1 protein-coding gene is annotated in these 267 nt (G+C 37.1%); it reads right to left on the bottom strand.

Annotation, left to right across the window (positions count from 1 at the left end; genetic code table 11):
• Positions 1–267: peptide deformylase (locus tag SB679_RS24590; RefSeq protein ID WP_410704899.1), on the bottom strand; the 267-nt coding region annotated here is incomplete at both ends.

Below are 267 nucleotides of genomic sequence, written 5' to 3'. Positions count from 1 at the left end.
CCTCAGAACTGTTAATGATTCTGGCGTTGATAAAAGTTTCCACAATTCCCTTGTCGTTCTTTTCAAAGTACAGGATTTTATCTTCAGAATCAAGATTTTCAAAAGCAACCTTACTATCCACAACAAAGAGTTGTAAAGGTTTTCCAATTTGAGAAGAGGAGAGACCACAGCCATTAGCCAGATTCATGGTGTCCCACATATCCGCAATGAGAGTCTGTATTTCAGGCGTATTCTCCTTAACCTCTATACATTTTTGTTTTAAAATAC

Source organism: Chryseobacterium sp. SIMBA_029, assembly GCF_046535275.1.
GTDB lineage: Bacteria > Bacteroidota > Bacteroidia > Flavobacteriales > Weeksellaceae > Chryseobacterium.
Note: the sequence above shows the minus strand (reverse complement) of the source record. Positions and strands in the feature narration are given on the sequence as shown.